The sequence below is a fragment of the Aeromonas sp. 61P genome, assembly GCF_051919545.1.
Lineage (GTDB): Bacteria > Pseudomonadota > Gammaproteobacteria > Enterobacterales > Aeromonadaceae > Aeromonas > Aeromonas veronii.
In genome coordinates this window covers 1,379,841-1,399,274 of the sequence record NZ_JBQBEL010000001.1, presented here as the reverse complement: position 1 = coordinate 1,399,274, position 19,434 = coordinate 1,379,841, and the positions used below count along the sequence as shown (strand labels likewise).

Below are 19,434 nucleotides of genomic sequence, written 5' to 3'. Positions count from 1 at the left end.
ACAGCGAGAAGAGGTTGATGTTTCGCCGCGGCGAAACATCAACGGCAATGAGGGATCAGGGGCGTTTGGTATAGATGGGGCTGGGGAAGGAGGCGACGTTGCTGCCCAGATCCGTGATGCGGGCTGCCCCCTGCTTTTTCACCTGATCGATGCGCAGCACCTGATGCATAGGGATAAGAGTCTGGCGCACATCGGCAAATTCGCTCTTGAGCTTCTCGTGACTGGGATCGACGATAAGCGCCGTGTGGTTGTCCCAGACAAAGTCGGCAATCTCGATAAAACCGAACAGCTGGCCCTGATTGACTTCGCGCACATAGACTTCGTAGCGCTCGCTGTGGCAAATAAACTGAACCCGATATAACGCCTTGCTTTCACTCATGATTATCTGTCATTGAGGGGTAAGAAGATGGCCATTATTCTAGCCGCCGTTCTCGCCCCCTCCAATAGACAGAAATCACAGTTGCGGCCTTTCCATGCCGCACCTCACGCCATGACGGTCACCGGATGACGCAACCACTCAGCCCATCAAGGCAGGCAGTGAGACCGGCCCCAATCCCGCTGCACGCAAACGGCTGGCCAGCTGTTCCAACTCGGTTTGGTGAGCCTGCGGCCATTGCGCCGCCTCTCCCCGCACTCCGTGATGGCGAAAGCCGTTCAGGCGAATGGGCACAGGCCCCAGCCGCTGCAAGAAGGCGGCAAGATCTGCGTCCAGCTCACCACTCGCATCAAGAAAATCGCTCTTGCCAGGTACATGGAGCAGCCGCAGTTCGGTCAGCTTGCCGTGGCGTGCCAGCAGTTGCAGCGACCCTAGCACCCGCTCGCGACCATAGCCGGTCAGGGTGTGATGCACCGAGTCACGCCACCCCTTGAGATCGAGCATGGCGCCGTCGAGCACCGGCAGCAGCCGCTGCCAGCCGGTTTCGGCCAGCGAACCGTTGCTGTCGAGCAGGCAAGTGAGATGGGTCAGACCCGGCGCGGCCTTGATGGCGGCAAACAGCGCAACCACGAAGGGGAGCTGGGTGGTCGCCTCACCACCGGAGACGGTAATCCCGCTCAGCAAGGGGCCGTAGCAACGCAGCAGGGCCAACACCTCGGCCACCGTCATGGTGGCAGTCTTGGGATTGGCACTGCGCGGGCAGACATCCAGACAGGCGTCGCAATCGGTGCAGAGCGTTGCCTGCCATTGCACCTTGCCCTCGCTCATGGAGAGGGCGCCGCTCGGACAGACCTCGAGGCAGTCGCCACAATCGTCGCACAGCCCTATGGTGTGCGGGTTGTGGCAGCCGGGGCAGCGAAAGTTGCAGCCCTGCAGAAACAGCACCAGCCGGTTGCCCGGCCCGTCGACACAGGAGAACGGCAGCACCCTGCTTACCAGGGCGCTGCGTGTTGGCAAAACATCAGCCATCGGTGCGAACTCAATACTCGCCGATAGTCGATTCGTGGGCGACCACTCGTGGTGCCCGCTGACGAATGGCGGTCACTTCACTCGCCTCGGCACCGAGACAGGTGGTCTGCAAGCGCGACCCCTCCTCTGCGAAGCGGGCCACGTCGCTCTTGCGGATCATGTAGCCGGTCACCCGCACCAGATCGCTGTCGGCCACGTTGGCGGTGAACTCGCGCATACCGATAGCGAGCGCCCCTTTGCAGAGCTGCAACAGCGCCTGCGGGTTCTGGCGGATGGTGGGATCCAGCGTCAGGATCTCGCTGATCCCCGAATGGTAATAGGTGTGGTGCGGCGCCAGCGCCAGCACATGGCTGGTCGGATCCGGCTCATGCCCGTAGGGAATGCGCACCCCGGGGGTAACAGCCACATCGATGCTGAGGCCACCTTGCGAGTGCAGCAGGGCGCGCCCCCCCCAGGCATGGGTTTGCGGCGTCGCAGTGACATATTCCGAGAGCTGGGCCGAGATGCGATAGCCAAGCTGGTTCGCCTCCTCGCCATGGCCATAGCGATCCGGAAGATTCTCTTTATCCATCAGGATATTGACCGCTTCCGCCATGCCGTAGATGCCAAACATGGGGACGAAACGATCCTCATCCAGCAGCCCCTCCTTGACCAGGAAGCTGTCGAAGAAACCGGACTCATCGTGGAGGAATGCGGCCCGCGCTTCGATCAGCTGGGAGGCCAAACGGCAGTAGTGGGGCAGCAGGCAGCCGAGGAAGTCGTCGATCCCCTGACACTGCTCGGCGACCCGCTTGAGGGAGATGCGCACCAGGGTATTGGCGCCACCGGCCTGCGGCAGGGCGTTGTAGCAGCTGACGATACCAAAACCACGCTGGTCGAAGGTATCGCGGTGGATCGGGTAGTTGGCGATGTGCGGCTTGCTGCACTCGGCGATATTCTTCACCGCCTGCAGCAGCAGGCTGTCCGGGGTCTGCTCCGGATCGTGGAAGAAGGTGAGGTTCGGCGCCACCTGCTTGAGCTCGTTGTCGATGCGCAAGATCAGGCGGCAGATACGGTTGTCATCGGGACCGATGTTGACGTGCATGAAGGCGTCCGGCAGCACCCTGTCCAGATAGACCCAGAACCCCTTCAGCTTGCGATAGAGGGTCTCGTCATCCAGTTCGCCGACAAACGGCAGCAGCAGATGGTCGAGCCGACCCAGCCAGACCGGCATGCCGGTGACTGAGGGGACATGGTGATAGAGGATGCGCAGGGCGTTGAGCGCCTCGTCGAAATCCTGCGGCGCCGCCAGCTCCAGCCAGGCAGAGCCCTGAGTCAGGAATTTTTCATAGTCCGGCAGCACATAACGCGGCTTGTAGGGGGCGTGCCCTTCGAACATGTCGCAGATAAATCCCTGCTCCATCGCCTCGGCGACTGCGGCAGGCAGGTCGGGGTAGGGCAACGCATTCTCGGCGGCCAGCGCCAGCGCGTGGCTCTTCTGGGCGGCGGAGAGATGGGGATCGCGCACGATGCGCTGACAGGTTTCGATCAAAGACATGGGACACTCCTCCAGATAGAACCCATATCCTCACCATTTGCAGGTTTTTTTTGAAGTGACATTAACAACAATACGAATGTCTCAAAAAGACATCCGTGAGAGAGGATCACACCCCAAACAGAACGGGGGCCTTGTCTGCCGACAAGACCCCCGTTGTGCGGATCAGGGCTCGATGACGATGGGCGTACCCGGGTCAACGGCGTCCCACACCTCATCCAGCTCGTGGTTGAGCATGGCGATGCAGCCGTTGGTCCAGTTGGAGGGCTGAACCCTGCGGTTGCCAATGCTGTTGCGCTGGCCGTGGATCATGATCATGCCACCCGGACGAACACCCAGCTCATTGGCGCGCTTGATGTCATCCAGGTTCGGATAGTTGATATGGATGGCTTTGTAGTAGCCGGAATTGGTCTTCTTGTAGTCGAGGGTGTAGCGCCCTTCCGGCGTACGCTGATCCCCTTCCTGCTGCTTGTGCCCCTTGGGCGCCGGGCCCAGAGCAATCCAGTAGCGCTTCAGTTCTTTGCCATCCTTCATCAGGGTCAGGCTATAGGTCGACTTCTTGACCACCACCAAATCGGCTTTTTCGGTCAAGGCAAAACTCAATGCGGGCCAAAGCCCCAACAAACACAGTAATACGGCTCTCATTCCATCCCTCGACAAGCCTCTGGTGCGGGCTTTTCTTGTTACCAGATCATCTGAACGATGCCCGCCGAGCGGCGAGCGAGCGCCATGATATTGGATCGCCATCAATACTCAATATGCTCGGCAAAACATATCTTGCCGCAGCCAGGCCATCTTCCTTGAACGCCGTCATTTGGCATTGGTAATTAACAGTTAAAACAACAAGATACAAAAATTATCGCGCTGGCACCCGGGGCAATGATCGGCGAAGATAACACTCCACTCCCCGACAGGATCATGCCATGCGCTCTTCGTGCCGCCTCGCCACCCTGCTGTTCTCGCCACTTCTGCTCTGGCTGCCCGCCAGTGTCGCCGCCGATGCACTCTGGCTGCGCGAGCCCGCCCTCTCCCCCGATGGCAAGCAGCTTGCTTTCACCTGGCAGGGGCGCATTTTTGTCGCCAGTGCCGAGGGTGGCCCCGCTACGGCGCTCACCGGCAGCGACTACCTGAGCCAGCGGCCAATCTGGTCACCGGATGGCAAAAAGCTCGCCTTTGCCGCCAATCTCTACGGCAACGAGGATGTGTTCGTGGTACCCGCCAACGGCGGCGAGATGGTGCGCCTCACTCGCGATTCGCGCACCGATCTGCCGCAAGCCTTCAGCGCCGATGGCAAACGGCTGCTGCTGAGCAGCCAGCGCCTGGGGGCGCCCGATGCCGATCATTTTGTCGCGGAAGGCTACCAATGGGGCGAGCTCTACTGGACCCCGATCACCGGCGGCACCTTGCAGGCCGATCTGCCGCTGCCTGCAACTCTCGCCCGCCCCCACGGGGAGCGGCTCGTCTACCAGATGCCCGCGGCGGATCAACCCTTTCGCAAGCATCAGCACTCGTTCGCGGTGCCCCGTCTCTGGCTGTTTGATGGCAAGCAGCACAAGCAGCTGACCGAAGATCGGGTGGCAGCCACCGATCCGGTCTGGAGCGACAAGGGAGATACCCTCTTTTACCTGAGCGAGCGCAGCGGCGATTTCAACGTCTGGCGCCGGGATCTCGCCAGCGGCAAGGAGCAACAGCTGACCCACTATCAGGGCCATCCGGTGAGGGGGCTCAGCGCCTCTCGCAATGGTGATCTGGTCTGGTCATGGCTGGGTGAACTCTATCGCCTTGATGCCGGTAGCAGCGAGCCACGCAAGCTGACCCTCACCCCACAAGTGGCGAGCGCGCCGGATGAGGCGAGCGAGGCCCTGACCCTGGCAGACGAAGCGCTGGTCAGCGAAGAGGCGGACGAGCTGATCCTGGTGAGCGAGGGCAACCTGTTTGCCGTCGACCCCGAGCGGGAGCGGGTGCGCCAGCTAACCCGCGATCCGAGCGAGCAATCCAGCCCTCTCTTCGCCGAGCAGGGCCGCGCCCTCATCTATCTGTCGGAGCAGCAGGGGCACGCCGCCCTCTATCGCCTGCGCAAGGGGGACCCTGATCTGCTGTTCAGCGATCCCGGCACTTTGACCGAGAGTCTGCTGCTGGCGATTCCCGACAAGGGGATCAGCCGTCCGGTGCTCTCCCCCGATGGCAAACAGCTCGCCTTCGTGGTGGATGGCCAGGCCATCCACCTGCTCGATCTAGCGAGCAACAAGCAGCGGGAGCTGGTGCCTGCCAGCTTCAACCCGTCGCGCCACGAGGTACATCTCGCCTTTGCCCCCGACTCACGCCATCTGGCGCTCACTTTCCGCCCCGATGCGGCAGAGCAGGAGATCGCGGTGATCGACACGGCCAACCTCAAGGCCAAACCGGTCAATGTCAGCCTCAACGGCTATCAGGATGGGCAACCGGGCTGGAGTCAGGATGGCGCCATCCTCTACTGGCAATCGACCCGGTTTGGCGCACTGGGGCCCGATGGCGAGCCCCTCGTCACCAACCTGCTCGGCATTTACAGCAGCCGCGCCGCCAGAGCCGATGCGATTGCCGAACTGGAGCCGCCGAAAGGGGGATACGGCTTTGAGAGCGATCGTCTCAACCATCGCGAAGCGCTGCTGCTGCAACCCACCGGTACCCTGCTCGCCAGCCGCATCATCGGCGACCAAGTGATCTATCTGGTGGAAGAGATGGGGGTCAACAGCGAGAGCGAGATCAAGGGCTACAGCCAGGATCTGCGCAAAGGCAAAACCAGCGAACTGTTTGGCGAGCAGCCCGGCCCAGCGCTGGCAAGCCTCAACCAGCAGGGCACCCTGGCTACCCTGGTGCGGGATGGGGAGATCACCCGGATCCACCTCGACTCCGGCGAGGCCACCAGCGCCCCCTTCGCCTTGCAACCCACCAGCCTCTGGCAGGAACGCATGACCGCCGCCTTCGATCAGATCGCCCGGCTCACCCGGGACGAGTTCTATCTGGACGATATGAACGGGGTGAATTGGGATAGCTATGTCGCCGCTTACCGCCGCCTGCTGCCGGGCATCGGCAACCCGCGGGACTTTGGCAACCTGCTGGCGGAGCTGGCTGGCGAGCTCAATGTCTCCCACACCTGGGGCAGCGGCCCCGCCCCCTTCCCGCGCATGGCGGACGAGACCGCCAGCCTTGGCGGCTACTGGCAGGATGGCAAGCAAGGGGTGATGCTCACCGCTCTGCTCTCTGGCGGCCCGCTGGATCAGGAGAGCGATATCGCCCCGGGCGCCCGCCTGCTCGCCATCAACGGCGTCCCGATTGCCAATCTGGCCGAGCTGGATCAAGCCCTTAACCATCAGGCCGGTGCCCGGCTCGCCCTCACCTTCCAGCAGGAGGGCAACAAGCAAACTGACGAGGTGGTGCTCACCGCCATCGACAAGCAGCAGGAGTACCAGCTGCAACAGGATCGCTGGATTGAGAAACGGCGGGAGCTGGTGGCCAGGCTGAGCGGAGGACGGGTCGGCTACGTCTATCTGCCGGCAATGAATAGCGAGGTCTACGATGCGGTGGTGGCGGATGCCCTCGGCAGACAGCGCAATCGCGATGCGCTGATCGTCGATGTCCGCTTCAACAGCGGCGGCTATCTCGCCAATACCCTGGTGGAGTTTCTGACCGGCAGCGGCAGCACCAAGGGAATGGCCAGCAGTTGGCCCCGTCAGGGCAAGGGTGAAACCGACGCCGCCACTCGCCAGTGGACCAAGCCCTCGGTGGTGCTAGTCAACGCTGGCAGCTACTCGGAAGGTTCCGCCTTCCCCGAGTACTACCGTGCCCTCAAGGTCGGCCCCATCGTCGGCGATCCGGTGCCCGGCACCGGCACCATGGTCTACAGCCACGACTCCCGGCTGATCCCGGGCCTCTCCTACGGCATTCCGACCCTGGGGCTGCGCAAGCCGGACGGCACCTTTTACGAGAATCAGGAGCTGATCCCGGATCTGCAGGCGCCTCTCACCCCCGCCGACATGGTGGCCGGGCGGGATCCGCAACTGGAGGCCGCGGTACAGGCCGCCCTCAAGCAGCTACCCGCCAACGCCAAATAACGGCGCCCATCGAGCTCAACGAAAGCGGAACAGCTCGCGATGCAGATGCCCATCCGGCAACAGCCGAGTCAGGGCATCTGCCATCCCCTCCGGCCCGCAAAACCACACCTGCTCGGGCGCATCCTGCGCGATGCGGGCCAGATCCAGCCGCCCGGCCGCCTTGTCCAGATGCAACTGATAACGCACACCGGTGCGATGACAGAGCTCGGCCAACCGTTGGTGGTAGACAGCCCCCGCCAGGTCCGGCGCGCACTGGATCAGGGTGTTCCCCTCGCCCCGCTCCCCACGGGCAGCCAGCCCCTCCAGCCAGGCGACGAACGGCGTGATACCGATCCCGGCCCCCAGCCAGAGGGCTCGGCCTCCCCCTTGCGGCGCAACAAAGGCGCCATAGGGGTCGGTCACCACCACCGCATCCCCGACGCGCGCCTCTGCCACCAGCTGGCGGGTATGATCCCCGAGCGCCCGCACCGCGATCACCAGCTGGCGCCGATCCGCTGACACCCGCACCAGGGTAAAGGGGTGCGGCCCCTCCTTGGCGTCAAATTCGAAAAAGGCAAACTGACCCGGGCGGTAATGGGCGAGCGGCCGCTCCAGCTGCATGGTCAGCTCGCAGGTCTGATCCGCCAGCGTCCGCACCGCAACGACCCGGCCGGGATGGCGCTTGCGCGCCCCCACTTGCCCCAGCAGGGAGTAGAGGGCCCCGATAGCGCCGATCCCACCGATCAACCAGATCGCTACCCCAACCGGCGTCATGGCTCCCACCTGAGGCAGCAGGCAGAGCCCGTGCCCCCAACCCGCCAGATAGATGAGCGGCGCCAGCCGGTGGATCAGCCGAAAGCGGCCATAACTCACCAGCGCCAGCAAGCTCACCACCACCAGCGCGATCAGCAGATAGAAACTCCACTCCCCCAAGTTATTGCCAAGGGCATGGAGCGAGATGCCATTGCCTGCTCCTGCACCAGCTACGGCCGCGCTGGCCCCACGCCTTGCGGGACGGCTCAGCCAACCCGCCGAGACCGCCCACTTGGGCGCCTCCACCAGCAGCCAGTGAGCGGTCAGTGCCAATGCGCCGCCGATGGCCGTCTGGCGGTGCAATCGCAACATCCGGTCCAGACCGCCACACCACACCTCCAGCCGCGGCAGGCGCAACGCCAGCAACAGCGAAATGGCCATATAGGTCATCCCCAGCAGACCCGTCAGCAGCAACATCTCATGGCGCCAGGGCCACACCCCGTTGGCATCCCCCGCATAACCGAGCCACCAGACTCCGACCGCCAGCAGCGGCAACAGCCACCACACCCATTTGTTCGTCATAACATGCTCCCTGGTTCCATCGCGGCAGGGCCTCATCTCCCTGCTCATGGCACCATTGCACACCTGTCTGGTCACAAGACTTTGCCAGAGGGGGAAGCTTGTGTGGCAATGTGTGACAAACGGAAACAAAAGAGGGGCCCGCTGGCCCCTCTGGTCACCCTTGCTGACCGGCCCTCTCTTCATGGGGAATAGCGCAAAATCCACCTCTGCCGTGATTGACGACCTGCCTGCAAAAGGAATCAAATGGGGACGACACATATCTGCGGCGGAAAACCTGCCGCCCACTCCCCCGGACCAGGAGCCCCCCTTGCTTTCATCCACCGAACAACGCTACTGCCCGAGTTGTCAGCGCGAGACCAACCATGTCGTGGGGCTGGTCGACAAATCATTTGGCAAACAGCCGACACCGGAGCAAAAACGCACAGCATTCATCAAAGACTTCATTACCGGCTGGGCCGCCGACCCCTTTCTGGCCAACATGGATCGCTTTGAACGACATGCCATCTGTGAAAATTGCGGAAATAAAGTCATTGATGAATCGTGAATAATGAAAAAAAGAATGGCAGGAAGGTCGCCCCTCCTGCCAATTGCCTATTCATAACAAGCCAGCCTTCATCACATCACTTACTGCACGCAGCTCAACCCATCTCTGACCTTCCCAGCACAGTAGCGTTGGGCGATCCACGCTTCGAAATCGGCCAGCATACGGGTTTCCGACTCGCTGTTGTCGGCGATAAGCTCGGCGCCGTGTACCACCCGGATATGGGCATCGAGTGGGCTTCCCTCACCAGCCACGGGGCGCTGCTGCGCGGCAGCCATGCAGGCCTGAGCTTGTTGCCACGCCTCGGCGGCGCTCAGGTTGCATGCCTCGGCCAGCGGCACTGCGCTAAACCCCTCGCCGGTCAGGCTGCGCAGGGTCTCATCATGACTCATGCCGTTGCCCGGCCCCCAGTAGTGGGCGGCCAGATCCGGCCCGATACGCGGGTTGTCGGTGAGGTAGCCATCACGTTTGAGGAAAAAGGCGCGGGTCTGCTCCACCGCCATCAGCGCCAGCAGGTAGCCGTGATAGGCGCAGGCCGACTCCTGATTAAGGAGGTGCGGAATGGCCAGCAGCGGGCGCGGGCTCTCGACCCCGAGGATCTTGCGCTCCCACTTGCGGGCCAGTGCCAGCACAGCCTCGGGAGTGCGCTCGCTCTCTGCCATGGCGTAGAGATCCCGCTCGAAGTAGGCCACCAGCGCGATCTGGCGTTCGTTAAACGCGCGAAACGGCTGACGCGCTTCAATCATCTCCTTGATGAGGGCGTCGGGAACAGCCTCTCCCGCCGCATTTCTGGCGTAGCGCTTGAGCCAGTCGGCATCGTCCAGCAGGCTGTCGCAGAACATCGACTGGGTCTCGGCATAGGCCATGGAGGTGGGCGGAAACTCCTGTGAGAAGCAGGGGGCGTTGCCGGTGACATTGGCAAAATGCGCGGCGTGGCCTCCCTCGTGGAACAGGGTGTTGAGGCCACTCCAGCCGCTGCCCACCTGCGCCGGATCGGCCAGGCTGGTGAAGTTGACCACTGCTGGCACCCACTCCCCCTGTTGGAAGAAGCTCGGTACCGGGCCGTGGCAGAAGCCGTTCTCGTATTTCCCCTCCCGGGTCAGCAAATCCAGGGTCAGGGTCGCCCCGCGATACTGGATGCCGAGCCGGCGGAAGCTCTCGACCCAATCTCGCAGCGCCCGCGAGAAGGGCACGTAAGGATCGAGCTGACGGGTCACGTCGCCGCTCACGCTGTAACGCAGGTTGTGAGGCAGCAGGGCCGCCTCGCCCTTGGCGGCCTTCAGCTCGGCCAGGCTCTGCTGCAACCGAGCGTCGGTGCGGGCAATAAAGTCGTCGAGGATGGCGAACAGCTGCTCCGGGCTCATCTGCTCGTTCTTGCGCACCTTGTAGTCGAAGTAGTCGCGATAGCCCATGGCGCGGGCAAAGCGGTTGCGGATCGCCACCACCTCGAGAAAACCGTTGCCGACCACCCACTGCTCCAGGGTGTGGAACATGGCGAGCGCGCTCTGGCGCACCGCCTCGTTCGGGCTGGCGGCAAGGGAGGTACTCGCGGCGGGCAGGCTGCCTGCGACCTGCTGGCCCTGCTCATCCAGCAGGGTCAGTTTCAGCCCCTTGCGGCGGGCGAACAGCGCCGCCTCGGCAGCCACCAACTCATCCATCAGGGCGGATGCGGCGGGATCTTCAATCACATTGCACTCGAAGAAGGCGATCCAGCCTTGCAGACCGCGCTTGAGATCATCCTCGTCGGCCTGCGCCAACATCTCCCGCAATTCGGGCAGACGGGCCGGATTGGCACAAAAGGCCTTGTAGGCCTGCTCGGCCGCGGTGAAACCGGCCTGATCGTCGCTGGTGCCCATATAGGTGGACCAGAAGAGATCCTCCTTGCGCCTGTGCACCTGCAGGTAGTCGGCGTTGAGCTGGTTGAAGTAATTCCTGGCAATGGAACTCATAAATTCCCTCTTGTTATGGGGTCACCCGCAGCGGGGCCCACTCCTTTTTTTAGTGAAATGCCAAATGATTCACACTCTTTGGCAAAAATTGCGCAGGGATGCGCATCAACACGCTAGCAAAAAGTGGGGGTTGCTGTCTGCTGACTATACTGATGTTAAAACGCTCATTTGAGAAAGCTCGGCAAGAGACTGAAAGTAAATGAGTTGTTAAATCTTGCGAACTGGCTGCCGCGGTACAGAGCCACATAAAATCAACAGGGAAATGAGGGTTTAGTCATGTTCAAGCTCGGTGATATCACCGTGAGCCGCAAATTGATCTTGCTGCTCGCACTGGCGTTTGTCGGTTTTGTCTCGCTGCTGCTTATCTCGGCCAACGCGCTCCAGCGCAATCTGATGAGTGAGCGAGAGGCGCGGCTCAATGCGGTACTGGAGCAGGCCATGAGCCAGATCCAGTTTCTGGCCAGCACCCTGCCGGCAGAGCAGGCTCAACAGGAGGCGCGCAAGCTGCTGACCAACACCCGCTTTGATGGCAACAACTATTTGTTCGTCATCGACGAGAACCGCACTATGGTGGTTCACCCCATCCGCCCCGAACTGGTCGGCCAGAAGATGGGTGAAGGGGGTGCCGCCACCACCGGACAGTTCTGGTATCAGATGGTGGATATCGCCAAAGGGGGCAAACAGGGCACCCTGCAATATGTCTGGACAGGCCCATCGGGCGAAACCGCCGACAAGCTCTCCATGGTCTCCGGCTATCAGCCCTGGGGCTGGATCCTCGGTTCCGGCATGCTGCTGCAGGATATTCAGCAGACCATCTGGGCCCAGTACATGAAGATGGGTACCGCCACCGCCATCGTGATCCTGCTGATGGGGCTGTTGGGCTGGCGTATCACCCACTCCATCGTCTCCCCCCTCAGCCAGATCAACCACGCCATGCAGCGGGTCGCCAAGGGGGATCTGGTGGTGAGCATCCCGGTACAGGGCAAGGATGAGTTGGGAGTGGTCGCCCGCTGCACCAACCAGAGTCTCGATGCCATTCGTCACGCCCTGCTGGAGGCCAGCCAGGGGGCTCGCAACGTGGCGGATGCCGCCCTGCGCATCGCCGCCTCTGCCGAGCAGACCAATCAGGCGGTGACCAGCCAGCGGGATCAGCTGGCCCAACTCGCTACCGCCATGAACGAGATGAGCGCCACCATCTCCGATGTGGCCGGACACGCCGAAAATACCGCGCGGGATACCCAGGAAGCGACCGGTGAAGCTGGCCTCGGCAACCGCGACGTTCACGCCAGCGTGCACGGCATCAAGGCGCTGGCCACCGAGGTGGAGCAGGCCACCCAGCAGGTCAACCAGCTCAAGGAGGGGGTGATGCAGATCAGCGAAGTGACTGCTGTCATCAGCGCCATTTCGGAGCAGACCAACCTGCTGGCCCTCAACGCCGCCATCGAGGCAGCCCGTGCCGGTGAGCAGGGCCGCGGCTTTGCCGTGGTGGCCGACGAGGTGCGCCAGCTGGCCAGCCGCACTCGCCAATCCACCGAAGAGATCCAGAGTACCATTGCCCAGCTGCAGCAACGGGCCGTCACCGCCGCCAACGCCATGGATACCAGCCGCAAACTGGCAGAGAGCAGCGTCAACCAGTCCCAGCAGGCGGGGCAGGATCTCACCCTGATCGTCAACCACATCCAGCATGTAAGCGACATGGCGACCCAGATCGCTACCGCCGCCGAGCAGCAGAGCATGGTGGCCGAGGATATGAACCGCAATGTCAGCGGCATCAACGACTCGGCGCTGGAGATGTCCCAGTCCGCCTCGCAACTGGCGCAGGAGAGCGAGCTGCTGGCCGGTCTCTCCCGCAGCCTGGATGAGCGGCTTGCGGTGTTCAAACTGGGCAAGGAGTCCTCCACTGCGCCGATGATGGCGCCCCTGTCTCCCCCCTCCGGAGAACAGCGCCCCCGTCATTGAGGGCGTCAACCCGTGTCGCCTTGTCACCCGACCTGCCAGCCAAGCTGGCAGGTTTTTTTACGCCGCCAACACGCAATCAGCATGCATCTTATCGGCATATTCAACGTTAATCGGCGCCATTCACAGATAAGAGAACAATTTAAAAACAGTCAGTTAGAATAATTTTCGCGCCATGGGATGATGCATTTAAACATTCAACTTCAAATAACGAATCAATGCAGTGCACAATGGTGATGGCCGAACATTTGGCCCATCACTAACCATCTAGTCATTTGGCAAACTGACCGAAAGGTCGGGACGCAAAGCCTCCGGTCTACAGACGTTTTGTCCAGGATAGCGGGGTTGCCACACGCAAGTGTGCATCGGGGAACTCCCCGGCCAACTGACTGCCCACATCTATCGAACAGAGGAATGTATGGCAGCAAAAATCCAACTTAATCACATCGCGGCGATGCTGGCCCTGTTGGCCAGCGGTAGCGCCCTGGCTCATGGCTACATCAACCAGCCAGAGAGTCGCAACTACCTGTGCAAAACCGGTGGCAACAGCCAGTGTGGCGGCGTGCAGTGGGAGCCCCAGAGCGTGGAGGGCCCATCAGGCTTCCCGCAGAGCGGCCCGCAGGATGGCCAAATCGCCTCGGCGGGCAGCCCGCGCTGGAGCGAGCTGAACATCCAGACCAGCGACCGCTGGACCAAGCGTGAAGTACAGCCCGGCCCCTTCACCATCAGCTGGACCTTCACTGCCAACCACGTCACCCGCAACTGGCGCTACTACCTCACCAAGCAGGACTGGAACCCCAACCAGCCGCTCACCCGCGCCTCGTTCGACCTGACCCCCTTCTGCGTCATCGACGGCAACATGGTGCAGCCGCCCAAGCAGGTGACCCACAACTGTGTCCTGCCGGATCGCACCGGTTATCAGGTGATCCTCGGCGTGTGGGAAGTGGGCGACACCAGCAACAGCTTCTACAACATCATCGATGCCAAGTTCAAAGATGGTAGCCAGCCGCCGCTGGAGTGGAGCCAGGCAGGCACCATCTACCCCTCCATCGACCTCGCAGTGGGTGACAAGGCGATGACCCGGGTGTTCGATGCCAACGGCGAGCGCCCCGATCTGCAGACCGTGCTGACCATCACCACCGCCGAGCAGGGCCAGAAGAACAGCTGGGCTCATGCCCTCGCCAGCAAGATCAACGCCGAACAGAGCCTGATCCGCGCCGGTCAGCAAGGAGCCGATGGCCAGTTCAATCCGATCTACGGCATGAACCCCGTCTATCTGCATCGAGACAGCAAACTGGATCGAGTCGAGATTGACCTGCAACAGCTGCAGCCGCCGGTAGTGGACAGCATCAGCGTCAGCGGTCTGGCCAGCGACTATGTGCTGGACAACGGCAAGGCAACCCTCGATTTCACTGTCACCGCACAGGGCGATCTGGCCGTCACCAACACCCTCTATGACCACGGCGGCGTCGCCAAGGGTGAAAGCAGTGCCGACATCAGGGACAGCAGCAACTCCTTTACCATGGCGCTGGAAGGGCTCAAGGCAGGTCACCACCAGCTGGTGATCAAGGCCACCCCGAAAGCGGGCGGCGAGGCCATTCAGCAGACCATGGATCTGATGTTCAAGGAGCAGAGCAGCGGCGAATACGACTTCGTCTTCCCGAACTCGCTCAAATCCTATGCCGCCGGCACCAAGGTGCAGCAGCCGAAAAATGGCAAGGTCTATCAGTGCAAGCCCTTCCCCTACAGCGGCTACTGCCAGCAGTGGACCACCACCGCAACCCAGTACGAACCGGGCATCGGCTCCCACTGGCAAATGGCGTGGGATGAAGTGAAGTAACTCGCCACCGGATAGCAAAAGGGGAGCCATTGGCTCCCCTTTTGCTCTTATCTTCCGATTCAAATCTGGAAGTCGATGGCAGGCTCGCTGCCCATGGCGCGGGCCTGAATATCCGCCAGCGCCAGCTCGGGGTTGCAGAGCTGGATAAACTGCCAGGCAAAGTTGTGCTGGAACTGCCCCTGCTTGAGGCCAATCCAGGCGGTGTGGGGGGCAAACAGATGGCTGCCATCGAGCTGCACCAGCCCCTGATCCCGCTGGGCATCGAACGCCATGTCGGCCAGTATGCCGACCCCCATCTCCAGCTCGACATAGGTCTTGATGACATCGGAGTCCTGCGCCGTCAACAGGATCTGCGGCTCGATACCAGCCGCAGCAAAGGCTTCATCCACCCGTACCCGCCCGGTCAACCCGGCTTGATAGGTGACGATAGGCCAGTTGGCCAGCGCCGCCAACGTCAGATCCCGCTCACCTGCCAGCGGATGTTGCTCGGGCACCACGATATTGTGGTGCCAGCGGTAGTAGGGAAATGCCACCACCCCTTCGCTCTTGTCGAGCTGCTCGCTGCTGATGCCGATATCCACCTCGCCGGTCTGCACCAGCCGCACAATCTCCTCCGGGCTGCCCTGACGCAGCTCCAGCTGTACCAGCGGAAACTGCTCGCGAAACGCCTTCACCACCCGCGGCAGGGCATAGCGGGCCTGGGTATGGGTGGTCGCCACCAGCAAGCGGCCCGAGTCGCGGTTGGCAAAGGTACTGGCCAGTTTGCGGATGTTGTTGGCGTCATTGAGAATGCGCTCGGCAATCACCAGCAGCTCCTTGCCAGGCTCGGTCATACCGAGCAGCCGCTTGCCGTAGCGGATAAAGAGCTCGATACCGAGCTCCTCTTCCAGCTCGCGGATATGGCGACTCACCCCGGATTGCGAGGTAAAAAGGGCGTTGGCCACCTCGGTCAGGTTGTAATCCCGCCGCGCTGCCTCCCGGATAATTCGTAACTGCTGAAAATTCACCTTGTCGCCTCCTGCGAAGAGTGGGTGACACAAGCTGGTCAACCCCTCATTTTTGTTATTTGGCCGGATCATGCCCCGGCAGAGCGCCTGAACCCGGGCAGCCATGCCACCCGCAACACCACATCAAATCTGGTAATCGGGATAGAACTGCGCCTGTCTGGCCACCAGCCGCACCCCCTGTCCCGGAGCAAACTGCTTGGCCGCCTCCTTGCTCAGCTCCGCCTCATAGTGGGCCCCTTTGGTCTCGCCATCGCCACGCAGCTCCACCCGAATGCGTGGCCCCATGGGCAGCAGACGGGTGATGGTGGCACGGATCCCGCCCGGCGCATCGGCTGGCAAGATCTCCAGCTCATGGGGACGGACATAGGCGATGGCGGCACTGCCGTGAGCCAGATGAGAAGCCGACGGCCCGCCGAGCAGCTGCTCGCCGATGCCGAATCCCTGCTCCGCCACCCGACCGCGGAACTGGTTCACGCTGCCGAGGAAGCTGTGGACGAAGGAGCTGGCGGGCTGGTCGTAGACCTCGGCCGGGGTGCCGATCTGCTCGACCCGTCCGGCATTCATCAGCACCACCCGATCCGCTACCTCAAGCGCCTCCTCCTGATCGTGGGTCACGAACAGGCTGGTGACATGCAGCTCGTCGTGCAGCTCGCGCAACCAGCGGCGCAGCTCCTTGCGCACCTGCGCATCGAGGGCGCCGAAGGGCTCGTCCAAGAGCAGTACCTTGGGCTGCACCGCCAGCGCGCGGGCCAGCGCGACCCGCTGACGCTGGCCGCCGGAGAGCTGGGTCGGGTAGCGCTCGGCCACGTGACTGAGCTGCACCAGATCCAGCAGCTCCTTGACCCGGGCACGAATGGCCGCCTCGGCCGGGCGTTCACTGCGCGGTTTGACCCTAAGGCCAAACGCTACGTTTTCGAACACCGTCATGTGGCGAAACAGGGCGTAGTGCTGGAACACGAAGCCGACGTTGCGCTCACGCACATGGAGATCCGAGGCGTCCTCACCGCGGATGATGACGTGGCCAGAGTCGGCCTGCTCCAGCCCGGCGATGATCCGCAGCAACGTGGTCTTGCCGCAACCGGAGGGGCCGAGCAGCGCCACCAGCTCACCGTCGTGAAAGTCGAGGTTGATGTCTGCCAGCGCCGCGTATTGATTGAAATGCTTGTTGAGTTGTTGAACCTGAATGCTCATGGCTGCCTCTTTAAAACGGTGATCAGTGAGATTTGGTGGGCTGGGCACGCAGCCGGGCCAACAGGGTTTCCCCGAGCAGGGTGAAGATCCCGAACAGAGCCAAGAGGCTTGCCACTGCAAAGGCGGCGCCGGTCTGGTACTCGTTGTAGAGGATCTCGATATGCAGCGGCAGGGTATTGGTCTGGCCGCGAATATGACCGGAAACCACCGACACCGCGCCAAACTCCCCGACCGCACGGGCGGTACAGAGCAGCAGGCCGTACATCAGGCTCCAGCGAATGCCGGGCAGGGTGACGCGCCAGAACATCTGCAGACCGTTCGCCCCCAGCATGATGGCCGCCTCCTCCTCTTCCGGGCCGCGCGCCTCCATCTGGGGCAGCAGCTCGCGCACCACGAAGGGCACGGTAATGAAGGTGGTGGCCAGGATGATCCCCGGGGTGGCGAAGATGATCTTGATGTCATGTTCGCTCAGCCAGTCACCGAACCAGCCGCGGCTGCCGAACATCAACACCAGCATCAGACCGGCGATCACCGGCGACACCGAGAAGGGCAGATCGATGATGGTGATGAGCAGCTGCCGACCGGGGAAGCGGAAACGGGCGATGGCCCAGGCCGCAGCGATCCCGAACAGCAGATTGAGGGGAACGGCGCAGAGGGTCACCAGTGCGGTCAGACCGAGAGCGCTCAGGGCATCCGGCTCGCTGATGGCGTGCCAGAAAAAAGCCAGCCCAGGGCTCAGCGCCTGAATAAAGACGGTAGCCAACGGCAGCAGCAACAGGGCGGCAAACCAGCCCAAACCGACCGTGATGAGCAGCCATTTGACCCATTGGGGCTCGCGGATCACGGTCGGAGCCTTGCGCGCGGGAGCAACCTCCACAGGGGCCGCCTCAATGGCGATAACAGATGAACTCATATCCGGCTCCCTCCGATGCGAGACCAGCTCCAGGCCTGCAACTTGTTGATTAGCAATAACAAAATGAACGAAATCAGCAGCATCACCACTGCGATGGCGGAGGCACCGGCGTAGTCATACTCCTCCAGGTGGCTCATGATCATCAGCGGCGCGATTTCCGAGACCATCGGCAGGTTGCCGGCGATGAAGATGACGGAGCCGTACTCCCCCACTGCACGGGCAAACGCCAGCGCAAAACCGGTCAGCAGGGCAGGCACCAGGGTCGGCCAGAGCACCCGCAGAAAGGTCTGCCAGCGATCGGCGCCGAGGCTGGCGGCGGCCTCCTCTTGCTCGGTTTCAGCCTCCCGCAGCACCGGCTGCAGGGTACGCACCACAAACGGCAATCCGATAAAGGTGAGTGCGATGACCACCCCGATAGGGTTGTAGGCGAGCTGGATGCCGAGCGGCGCCAGCAACTGGCCGATCCAGCCGTTGGGGGCGAAGATGGCGCACAGGGCGATGCCGGAAACGGCGGTCGGCATGGCGAATGGCAGGTCGATCAGCGCATCCACCAGACGACGACCGGGGAAGGTGTAGCGCACCAGGATCCAGGCCAGGATCAGGCCAAACAGGCTGTTGAGCAGCGCCGCGAAAAAGGCCGCACCGAAGCTCAGGCGAAAGGAGGCGAGCACCCGGGGTGAACCGATCACCTGCCAGAACTCGGCGGCGGTCAGGTTGTTGATCGCAAACAGCACCAGGGCCGAGAGCGGCAACAGCACCAGCAGGCCCAGATAGAGCAGGCTGAACCCCAAGGTGGGGCCAAAACCGGGCAGGACAGAATAAGAACCAAATCGCATAACACATCCATCTGTTATGAAGAATTTTCGATATGGTGATTCTGCTCACTCCCCTCATCGGCAACAAACATCAATTGCGACTTTGCTAATCACTTTTTTGTCTAACCGCAGAGTCACAAGGCTCTTGGCGCACTCCAAATAAAAAAAGGTCTTTTATATAAATAAAAGACCTAAGAAATGGAGCAATACGGAGCGGAGCATTCAAAGAACGGGGGTATGGAGTAGCCAGCGAACAGCGCGCTCGCCAACCCTCCAACCACTTAACAGATACCTAGCGAAAGCCCAGTACGACCGGCCGGGGCGATGCGGTCTTGACCGGTGCCACCACCAGCTCACCACGGCGATAGAGAGCCCCCAGCAAATGCAGCCCTTGATGCCAGTCCCCATGACCGGACTGGGCATTGATATGGCCAGCCTCACCGGCATCGAACAGCGGCACCTGCCACTGGCGACTCCAGTATTCGGCCCGTTCAAAGCTCATCCAGGGATCGTTGCGGCTGGCCACCAGCTGGGCCGACACCTGCAGCGGCCCGGCCAAGGCCTCATCCGCAATGCCAAAACGGGCGGGATCGGCGGGCGCCACCAGAAAGATCGAGGCCACCTTCTCCGGCTGCAAGCGGGCCGCCGCGATGGCAGTCAGGGCGCCGAAAGAGTGGGCCACCAGATGGACCCGGCTGCGGCGACGTTTCAGCTTGCTCGCCAGCTTGGCACTCCAGACCCTGAGGTCCGGCTTGTCCCACGGTAGCCCGGTCATCCGCTGCCATTGGGGAAAATGATCGTGCCAGCGGCTCTGCCAGTGATCCGGCCCACTGTTGTGCAGACCGGGAACCAGGAGGATCTTGTTCATCTTGGTGCTC

15 protein-coding genes and 1 riboswitch are annotated in these 19,434 nt (G+C 62.2%); of the genes, 4 read left to right on the top strand and 11 right to left on the bottom strand.

The genetic code is table 11. The features are described from left to right. Positions 1-55 precede the first annotated feature (55 nt). From ACTG2O_RS06860 to ACTG2O_RS06845, 4 genes are all read right to left on the bottom strand, one after another. Entirely contained in the window at positions 56-379 is a 324-nt protein-coding gene (locus ACTG2O_RS06860) for a DUF1820 family protein (RefSeq protein ID WP_005340296.1), read from the bottom strand. A gap of 138 nt (positions 380-517) precedes the next feature. Then, on the bottom strand, positions 518-1,405 hold the full coding sequence (locus ACTG2O_RS06855) for a YjjW family glycine radical enzyme activase (RefSeq protein WP_439975506.1): 888 nt from the start codon (positions 1,403-1,405) through the stop codon (positions 518-520). A gap of 10 nt (positions 1,406-1,415) precedes the next feature. Then, entirely contained in the window at positions 1,416-2,942 is a 1,527-nt protein-coding gene (locus ACTG2O_RS06850) for a YjjI family glycine radical enzyme (RefSeq protein ID WP_139403007.1), read from the bottom strand. Between the two features lie 162 nt (positions 2,943-3,104). Beyond that, a complete protein-coding gene (locus ACTG2O_RS06845; protein WP_031227763.1) occupies positions 3,105-3,584 on the bottom strand; it encodes a L,D-transpeptidase family protein in 480 nt (159 codons plus the stop codon). Between the two features lie 278 nt (positions 3,585-3,862). Here ACTG2O_RS06845 and ACTG2O_RS06840 point away from each other — a divergent pair, with 278 nt between their 5' ends. Further along, entirely contained in the window at positions 3,863-7,030 is a 3,168-nt protein-coding gene (locus ACTG2O_RS06840; protein WP_439975505.1) for a S41 family peptidase, read from the top strand. 15 nt (positions 7,031-7,045) lie between these two features. On the opposite strand, the gene ACTG2O_RS06835 is transcribed toward ACTG2O_RS06840, so the two are convergent. Further along, a complete protein-coding gene (locus ACTG2O_RS06835) occupies positions 7,046-8,344 on the bottom strand; it encodes a ferredoxin reductase family protein (RefSeq protein WP_439975504.1) in 1,299 nt (432 codons plus the stop codon). Positions 8,345-8,651: 307 nt separating this feature from the next. On the opposite strand from ACTG2O_RS06835, the gene ACTG2O_RS06830 reads away from it, so the two are divergent. After that, entirely contained in the window at positions 8,652-8,888 is a 237-nt protein-coding gene (locus tag ACTG2O_RS06830; RefSeq protein WP_439975503.1) for a hypothetical protein, read from the top strand. Positions 8,889-8,968: 80 nt separating this feature from the next. On the opposite strand, the gene ACTG2O_RS06825 is transcribed toward ACTG2O_RS06830, so the two are convergent. After that, positions 8,969-10,834, bottom strand: coding sequence for a M3 family metallopeptidase (locus ACTG2O_RS06825; RefSeq protein ID WP_439975502.1), 1,866 nt, complete (start codon positions 10,832-10,834; stop codon positions 8,969-8,971). A 276-nt stretch (positions 10,835-11,110) separates the two neighbouring features. Here ACTG2O_RS06825 and ACTG2O_RS06820 point away from each other — a divergent pair, with 276 nt between their 5' ends. Further along, complete coding sequence (locus ACTG2O_RS06820; RefSeq protein WP_439975501.1) at positions 11,111-12,793, top strand: methyl-accepting chemotaxis protein; 1,683 nt, start codon at positions 11,111-11,113, stop codon at positions 12,791-12,793. A 264-nt stretch (positions 12,794-13,057) separates the two neighbouring features. Continuing rightward, a riboswitch (cyclic di-GMP riboswitch) is annotated at positions 13,058-13,143 on the top strand. Positions 13,144-13,208: 65 nt separating this feature from the next. Then, complete coding sequence (gene gbpA / locus ACTG2O_RS06815; RefSeq protein WP_439975500.1) at positions 13,209-14,630, top strand: N-acetylglucosamine-binding protein GbpA; 1,422 nt, start codon at positions 13,209-13,211, stop codon at positions 14,628-14,630. A 59-nt stretch (positions 14,631-14,689) separates the two neighbouring features. Here the strand turns inward: gbpA and cbl are convergent, their stop codons facing one another. The 5 genes from cbl to ACTG2O_RS06790 all read right to left on the bottom strand — a co-directional run bounded on the left by cbl (position 14,690) and on the right by ACTG2O_RS06790 (position 19,424). After that, positions 14,690-15,637 carry an HTH-type transcriptional regulator Cbl gene (gene cbl / locus ACTG2O_RS06810; RefSeq protein ID WP_042030338.1) on the bottom strand — a complete coding sequence of 316 codons (948 nt, stop codon included), beginning with the start codon at positions 15,635-15,637 and terminating at the stop codon, positions 14,690-14,692. A 123-nt stretch (positions 15,638-15,760) separates the two neighbouring features. Beyond that, a complete protein-coding gene (locus ACTG2O_RS06805; protein WP_128834901.1) occupies positions 15,761-16,828 on the bottom strand; it encodes a sulfate/molybdate ABC transporter ATP-binding protein in 1,068 nt (355 codons plus the stop codon). A 22-nt stretch (positions 16,829-16,850) separates the two neighbouring features. Next, a complete protein-coding gene (gene cysW / locus ACTG2O_RS06800) occupies positions 16,851-17,741 on the bottom strand; it encodes a sulfate ABC transporter permease subunit CysW (protein ID WP_439975499.1) in 891 nt (296 codons plus the stop codon). Further along, complete coding sequence (gene cysT / locus ACTG2O_RS06795; RefSeq protein ID WP_439975498.1) at positions 17,738-18,577, bottom strand: sulfate ABC transporter permease subunit CysT; 840 nt, start codon at positions 18,575-18,577, stop codon at positions 17,738-17,740. Before cysT ends, cysW begins: the two co-directional genes overlap by 4 nt. Positions 18,578-18,848: 271 nt before the next feature. Beyond that, the gene (locus tag ACTG2O_RS06790) at positions 18,849-19,424 is read right to left on the bottom strand and encodes an RBBP9/YdeN family alpha/beta hydrolase (protein WP_058058574.1); all 576 of its coding nucleotides are present in this window, start codon (positions 19,422-19,424) and stop codon (positions 18,849-18,851) included. Positions 19,425-19,434 lie beyond the last annotated feature (10 nt).